The following is a 7,146-nucleotide window of genomic DNA, read 5'->3' as shown; positions in this document are numbered from 1 at the left end:
TGCCGCGCGCCACGGTCGCCGGGCCGCTCGCCGGCTCGATCGGCCACCCCGCCTTCACCATCAGCATCGGCAAGAGCCGCACGGCCCTGCCTGGACAATTCACACTGGAGTGGAACCCCGATGAACGCAGATTCGAGGAAAGAAGGGGCGAGGAAAGACGCGGTGGAGGAAGCGAATGGGCAGAGAATCCTGTCCCTGTGGTTTCCCTATCTCGCGACCGAAAGGATCCTGCGGCAGCGTCTGGGGAAATCCTGGCGTTCCCGGCCGTCGGATCATCCGCGGCCATCTCACCCACCGCTCGTGATCAGCCACCGCCAGGGCAACGCGCAACGCATCTCGGCCCTCGACGAGCGGGCTGAGGCGCTGCACCTGAAGCGCGACATGGGGATTGCCGATGCGCGCGCCATGCATCCGTCGATCGACATCGTCGAAGCCGATCCGGAGGCCGACCGGCGCCTGCTCGAGGGCCTTGCCGACTGGTGCGACCGCTACACGCCGCTGGTGGCGCTGGACAGCATCGATGGCCTGTTCCTCGACGTCACCGGCTGCACCCATCTGTTCGGCGGTGAACGCGCCATGCTGGACGAAATCCTGGCGCGCTTCTTCCACCAGGGGTTCGACGTCCGCGCCGGGCTTGCCGGCACGCCCGGGGCAGCCTGGGCGGCGGCGCGCTTTTGCGGCGACCGCATCGTTGTATCGGGCGAGGAGGAAGCCTTGCTTGCCCCCTTGCCGCTGGCGGCTCTTCGCATAACGCCGGAAACCCGGACCAGCCTGGAAAGTGTGGGGTTGCGCACGGCGGCCGCCGTCATGGCCGCGCCGCGCGCGCCGCTCGCCCGCCGCTTCGGCGCTTTGCTGCTCCAGCGCCTCGACCAGGCGCTTGGCCGTCTCGACGAAGCGATCTCGCCGCGCCTTCCCGTCGCGCCGCTTTCGGTCGAACGCCATCTCGCCGAACCCGTCACGCTGACGGAGGAGATAGAGCGGCTGGTGGGCATGCTGGCGACGACCTTGAAGACCGACCTCGAACGCCGCGGCGAAGGCGCCCGGACACTGGCGCTGCTGCTCTTTCGCGTCGACGGCGCCGTCAGCCGCATCGCGCTCGGCACCTCGCGACCGATGCGCGAACCCTTGCTGATCCGGAAATTGTTCCATGAGCGGCTGGCAGCGCTCGAGCAGCATATCGACGCCGGCTATGGCTTCGATCTGGTGCGCCTCTCGGTGCTGGCCGTCGCCGCTTTCGACACGCAGCAGACCGATCTGACCGGTGAAGCGGTGGATGACGGCGCCGACATCGCCCTGTTCGCCGACCGTATCCGCGCCCGCCTCGGCGAGGGCGCGGTTCTGCAGCCGGTTCCCGTGGAAAGCCATCTTCCCGAACGCGCCGTCGCCATCGTCCCCTTCAGTGAGGCGCCGCGCCGGACCACGCCGCCGAAGAAGCCGGACAGGATGCAGGCGCCGATGACCATCTTCCCGCCGGAACGGCCGATCCGGCTGTTCCGCGCGCCCGAGCCCATCGATGTGCCGGCCACCGAAATGCCGGAGGGACCGCCGCTGCATTTTCGTTGGCGCCGCGCGCTTTACCGCGTTACCCGTGCCGAAGGTCCGGAGCGCATCGCCGCCGAATGGTGGCGCGAGGCGCCAGGCGATCCGGCGGCATCGACACGCGACTATTTCCGCATCGAGGATGCCGATGGCCGCCGCTACTGGCTCTACCGGCAAGGCCTGTACGGCGGCGTCTCGCAGATTCCGCCGCGCTGGTTCATGCACGGGGTCTTCGCATGAACGCGCTGACCGTCATCCCCTATGCCGAGTTCGGCATCCAGTCGAACTTCTCCTTCCTGCGCGGCGCCTCCAAACCCGAGGAACTGGTGGTCGCGGCCAAGCTCATGGGCTTCTCCGCGATCGGGCTCGCCGACCGCAACAGCGTGGCCGGCGTGGTGCGCGCCTGGCAGCAGGCCAAGGTCGAAAAGCTTGCCTATCACCCCGGCTGCCGGCTGGTTTTTGGTGACGGCACGCCGGACATTCTCGCCTATCCCAGGGACCGCAAGGGCTGGGGGCATTTGTGCCGCATGCTCACCCAGGCCAATCTGCGCGACGAGACCGAAAAGGGCGCCACCCTGCTCCGGCGCGACGACCTGCTCGAATGGGGCGACCGGATGTCGCTGGCGGTCCTGCCCGATCTGGCGGCCGGCGCGCAGGACAGCCTGGTTTTGCTCCGCCAACTCCAGGACCGCTTCGGCAGGGCCCTGCGGCTCGGCGTCTCACCCTGTTATGCCGGCCATGATCGCTTCAGGATCGAGCAGGCGGCGGCGTTTGCCGAGAGTGCCGGCATACCGCTGATGGCGACCAACGATGTGCTCTATCACACGGCCGAACGCCGCCCGCTGCAGGACGTGCTGACCGCGATCCGCCTCAATGTTCCGGTCGCCGAGGTGGGGCTGGAACTGACCGCCAATGCCGAACGCCATTTGAAGCCGCCGCTGGAAATGGCGCGCCTGTTCCGCCGGCATCCGCAAGCGCTGGCGGAGACGCTGCGTTTCGGGGAAGAGCTGACCTTCTCGCTCAGCGACCTCCAGTACAATTATCCGGACGAGCCGACGGAATCGGGCCTCGGCCCGCAGGCGGAGCTGGAAAGGTTGGCAAGGGAGGGAGCGGTCAACCGCTACCCGGCAGGTGTGCCTGAATCCGTGACCAAGCGCATCGAGGAAGAGCTCGCTCTGATCGAGCGCCTCAACTATGCCCGTTACTTCCTGACCGTCTACGACATCGTCAAGTTCGCGCGCAGCAAGGATATTCTCTGCCAAGGGCGTGGGTCGGCCGCCAACTCGGTCGTCTGTTTCTGCATCGGCATCACCGAAGTGGGGCCGGAAAAGATCAATTCGCTTTTCGAGCGCTTCATTTCCGAGGAAAGGAACGAACCGCCTGATATCGACGTCGATTTCGAGCACGAAAAGCGCGAAACCGTCATTCAGTACATCTACGAGAAATACAGCTCCAAGCGTACCGCCCTTGCCGCCGCCGTCATCAGCTATCGCGGCCGTTCGGCGCTGCGCGAAGTGTCGAAGGCGATGGGCCTGTCGGAGGATGTCCGGGCATCGCTTTCCGGCTCGATCTGGGGCTGGTCGACCTCGGAACTCGGCGAGAAGGAGGCGAGGGCCGGCGGCCTCGACCGCAGCGACCCCCTATCGCGGCATGTGATGGAACGCGCCAACGAGATCATGGGCTTCCCCCGTCACCTCTCCCAGCATGTCGGCGGCTTCGTCATCACCAGGGACCGGCTCGACGAGATCGTGCCCATCGTCAAGACGGCGATGGACGAGCGCAAGATGGTCGAATGGGACAAGGACGATCTGGACTCGGTGAAGATCCTGAAAGTGGATGTGCTGGCGCTCGGTATGCTGACATGCCTGCAACGCGCCTTCACCCTGCTCACGGACCATTATCCGAAGGCACGAGACGAATTTGGCCGGCCCTATGTGCTGGCCACTCTCCCGGCGGAGAACCAACGTGTCTATGACATGATCTGCCGTGCCGATACGCTCGGCGTCTTCCAGATCGAATCGCGCGCGCAGATGTCGATGCTGCCGCGTCTCAAGCCGCGCGAATTCTACGACCTCGTCATCGAGGTGGCGATCGTACGCCCCGGCCCTATCCAGGGCGACATGGTCCACCCTTATCTGCGTCGCCGGCAAGGCAAGGAAGCGGCCGAGTATCAAAAACCGGAGCTGGAAGCGATCCTCGGCAAGACGCTTGGCGTGCCCCTGTTTCAGGAACAGGCGATGAATATCGCGATCGTCGCCGGCGGTTTCAAACCGGGCGAGGCCGACGAATTGCGCCGCGCCATGGCCACCTTCAAGCGCACCGGCACCATCGGCAATTACCGCCAGCGCATGATCGACGGCATGGTCGGCAAGGGCTACACGAAGGACTTCGCCGAGCGCTGCTTCAAGCAGATCGAGGGTTTTGGCGAATATGGTTTTCCCGAAAGCCATGCCGCCTCCTTCGCGCTGCTCGTCTACGCCTCCTGCTGGTTCAAGACCTTCTATCCCGACGTGTTCTGCGCCGCGATCCTGAACTCGCAGCCGATGGGCTTCTATCAGCCGGCGCAGCTGGTGCGCGACGCCCGCGACCATGGCGTCGACATCCGCGAGGTCGACGTCAATTTCTCCGTCTGGGACTGCACTTTGGAAAAGGCGCCTTTCGACCCGGCCCGTATCCTGCCGCGCCATGCCGACATGCGCGGTGTCATCGAGACAAGCCATGCACTGCGGCTCGGCTTCAGGCAGGTCAAGGGACTTTCCAAGGAACGCATGGAGGCTTTCGTCGAGCGGCGCGGGGCCGGCTACTCGACCGTCCGGGATGTCTGGCTGCGCTCCGGCCTCAATGTCGACGAGATCGAGAAGCTGGCGCAGGCCGACGCCTTTCGGTCCATCGGCCTCGACCGCCGCGCGGCACTTTGGGAGGTCCGCGCGCTCGACGGCAAGAGTGCCGCCGAGAAGCTGCCGCTGTTCGACCAGCCGGCGCTCGGCCTGCGCGAGCTGGAGCCGCGGACGAAGCTGCCGAAAATGCCGCTCGGCGAGCATGTCATCCACGATTACCGCTCGCTCGGCCTGTCGCTGAAGGCGCATCCGGTCGCCTTCCTGCGCGAACGACTCGACCGCGCCGGCGTCACCCCCAATGCCAGCCTGCCGTCCGTGCGCGACGGCAGGCGGGTCTCCGTTGCCGGTCTGGTGCTGGTGCGCCAGCGCCCCGGCAAGGGCAACGCGATCTTTCTCACGCTGGAAGACGACAAGGCCGTCGCCAATGTCATCTTCTGGGAAAGAACTTTTGCCCGCTTCCGGCCCATCGTCATGGGCGCGCGCTTCGTCAAGGTCAGCGGAAAACTTCAGTCGGAATCAGGTGTCGTCCACATCGTCGCCGAGAAGATCGAGGACCTGACGCCCTGGCTGACCGTGCTCTTGGAAAAGGTCAGTGCGGCCGCACCGTCAAATGCCGATCCTTCGGACCGCACCGCCAACGACCCGGATCGCTCCAGCCAACCCGCAACACCGAAAGTCGGACAGGACCTCGCTATGCTGTCGGAAGAGGCGGAAAGGGTCATGCCCAAGGGGCGTAATTTTCAGTAGGCGCGGGCCGGGCCCCTCATCATCAAACGCTGGCGGGCCAGCGCCGTAGAACGCCAACCTCAATGTCCGGCCACACACTTTATGACGCTGAACTGCCCGGCCCGCCCAGCTTCGGCGGCGACAGCACATCTTCGGCCGAGATGGTCCGCGCTTCCGAGGGAAGCATGATCGGGATGCCGTCGCGCACGGGATAAGCGAGCTTGGCGACCCGCGAGACCAGCTCGCCACGATCGGGATCCCAGGCCAGCGGCCCCTTGGTCAGCGGGCAGGCCAGGAGTTCCAGCAGCTTCGGGTCGACCTTGGTTTTCTTTCCATCACGCCCATCCGCCATTGCGTCCCCTTTCCAGCTTTCAGGCCTGCGTTCACCTCACTGCAGGCTCGAACCAAAATCCTCATTCTCGCGCGCCAGCGTCATCTCGGTGATGGCAATCAGCGTCTCGGCCCTGGTTTTCAGGTCCGCGGCCTCGAGCAACGCCTGCTTCTCGGCTGGTCCGTAGGGCGCCATCATCGACAGCGCGTTGACCAGCATGGCGTTTTCGGCGCGGCTGACGCTTTCCCAGTCGGCTTCCAGATCATTGGCCTGCAGATAGGCGCGAAAGGCCCGCAGCAGCGCCGGCCGGTCGATTTCATCAGCCGCCTGCTCCTCGTCGAGATCGGCGAGGAAGGGCGCCGGTTTGCACTGGCGGAACGGCGTCTTGACCGTCAGCTCGTGGGTGATGCGGAACCGGCACACGCCTTGCAGCGAAATCAGGTAGCGGCCGTCGCCGGTCTCCGAAAAAGCGATGATGCGGCCGATGCAGCCGACATTGCAAAGTTCCGGCTCGCCATCCTCGCGCAAGGCGCCATTGAGGCCGGGCTGGATGATGCCGATGACACGCGAGCCGGCGACCGCCTCGTCCACCATCTGCAGGTAGCGCGGCTCGAAGATGTTGAGCGGCATGCGGCCGCCTGGCAGCAGGAGCGCGCCCTCGAGCGGAAAAAGCGCGATCGTCGACGGCAAATCCTTGGCGAGCCGGTAATGCGCGTTTCCCGCTTGCACCTCGTTCCTCCCGATCGCTTCCTTTGCGAAGCGTCAACCTGCCCTGTCCTATCTGGCGCTCAGGCCCGACACCACAAGCCCGTGCGACAAAACAACCGATAACCGGCTCAGGAAAACAGCAATGCCGACAATTTGCGGCGCGCGGCAAGCGTCGCCTCGTCGGTCATGCCCCAGGCCTCGAACAGCTGCAGCAGCTGTGTCCTGGCGCCATCCTCGTTCCAGCTCCGGTCGGCCTTGATGATGGCCAGCAGATTGTCGGCGGCTGCCGTGCGATCGCCCTTGGCGTTCTGGATCATTGCCAGATCGAAACGCGCCTGATGGTCCTTGGGGTTTTCGGCCAAGCGCCGTTCGAGCTCGGCCGGATTGCCCAACGCCGCCGCCTGCGCGGCCAGCGCGATCTTGGCGCGCAGGGCAGCCAGCGGCGGTGCATCCTTCTTGGCTTCCGGCGCCGTTGCCAGGAGCATCTCGGCACCCTCTGTGTCGCCGGTCTCGAACAAAAGGTCGCCCAGCCCACCAATCGCCTCGACCGTCTCCGGAGCCTGCGCCAGGATGGCGTCATAGATGTCGGCGGCGGCCTGCATGTCGCCGGCGTCGCGGGCTTCGGTTGCCGCGGCCAGGGCCTCGGCCACCGGCGGCGCGCCATTGCCCTTGCCGCCGACCTTGGTGATGAATTCGTTGATCTGGCTCTCGGGAATGGCGCCCATGAAGCCGTCGACCGGCTGGCCGTCCTTGAAGGCAATGACCGCCGGAATCGACTGAATGCCGAGCTGGCCGGCGATCGAGGGATGGTCGTCTATGTTCATCTTGACCAGCTTGACCCGGCCGCCGGCGGCCTTGACCGCCTTTTCCAGCTGCGGGGTGAGCTGCTTGCAAGGTCCGCACCATGGCGCCCAGAAATCGACCAGCACCGGCTGACGGCGCGATTCCTGGATGACGTCGGCGGCGAAGGCGGCGGTCGTCGTGTCCTTGATGACATCGCCGCCG

General features: G+C 65.6%; 5 protein-coding genes. 2 read left to right on the top strand and 3 right to left on the bottom strand.

Annotation, left to right across the window (positions count from 1 at the left end; translation table 11 throughout):
- Positions 1-120: 120 nt before the first annotated feature.
- Positions 121-1,779, top strand: coding sequence for a DUF6504 family protein (locus O7A61_RS30090; RefSeq protein ID WP_442921131.1), 1,659 nt, complete (start codon positions 121-123; stop codon positions 1,777-1,779).
- Positions 1,776-5,123: an error-prone DNA polymerase gene (locus O7A61_RS30085; protein WP_337132845.1), complete on the top strand. Its 3,348-nt coding sequence runs from the start codon at positions 1,776-1,778 to the stop codon at positions 5,121-5,123. Before O7A61_RS30090 ends, O7A61_RS30085 begins: the two co-directional genes overlap by 4 nt.
- A 79-nt stretch (positions 5,124-5,202) precedes the next feature.
- On the opposite strand, the gene O7A61_RS30080 is transcribed toward O7A61_RS30085, so the two are convergent.
- The 3 genes from O7A61_RS30080 to trxA form a co-directional block, all read right to left on the bottom strand.
- Positions 5,203-5,454, bottom strand: a complete 252-nt coding sequence (locus O7A61_RS30080; protein ID WP_337132844.1) for a Trm112 family protein — start codon at positions 5,452-5,454, stop codon at positions 5,203-5,205.
- Positions 5,455-5,490: 36 nt separating this feature from the next.
- Positions 5,491-6,162, bottom strand: coding sequence for an LON peptidase substrate-binding domain-containing protein (locus tag O7A61_RS30075; RefSeq protein ID WP_337132843.1), 672 nt, complete (start codon positions 6,160-6,162; stop codon positions 5,491-5,493).
- A gap of 107 nt (positions 6,163-6,269) precedes the next feature.
- A partial coding sequence (gene trxA, locus O7A61_RS30070; protein WP_337132842.1) for a thioredoxin occupies positions 6,270-7,146 on the bottom strand: 877 nt, incomplete at its 5' end.

The organism is Mesorhizobium sp. Cs1321R2N1 (genome assembly GCF_037179725.1).
GTDB classification, from domain to species: Bacteria; Pseudomonadota; Alphaproteobacteria; order Rhizobiales; family Rhizobiaceae; genus Mesorhizobium; species Mesorhizobium salmacidum.
Note: the sequence above shows the minus strand (reverse complement) of the source record. Positions and strands in the feature narration are given on the sequence as shown.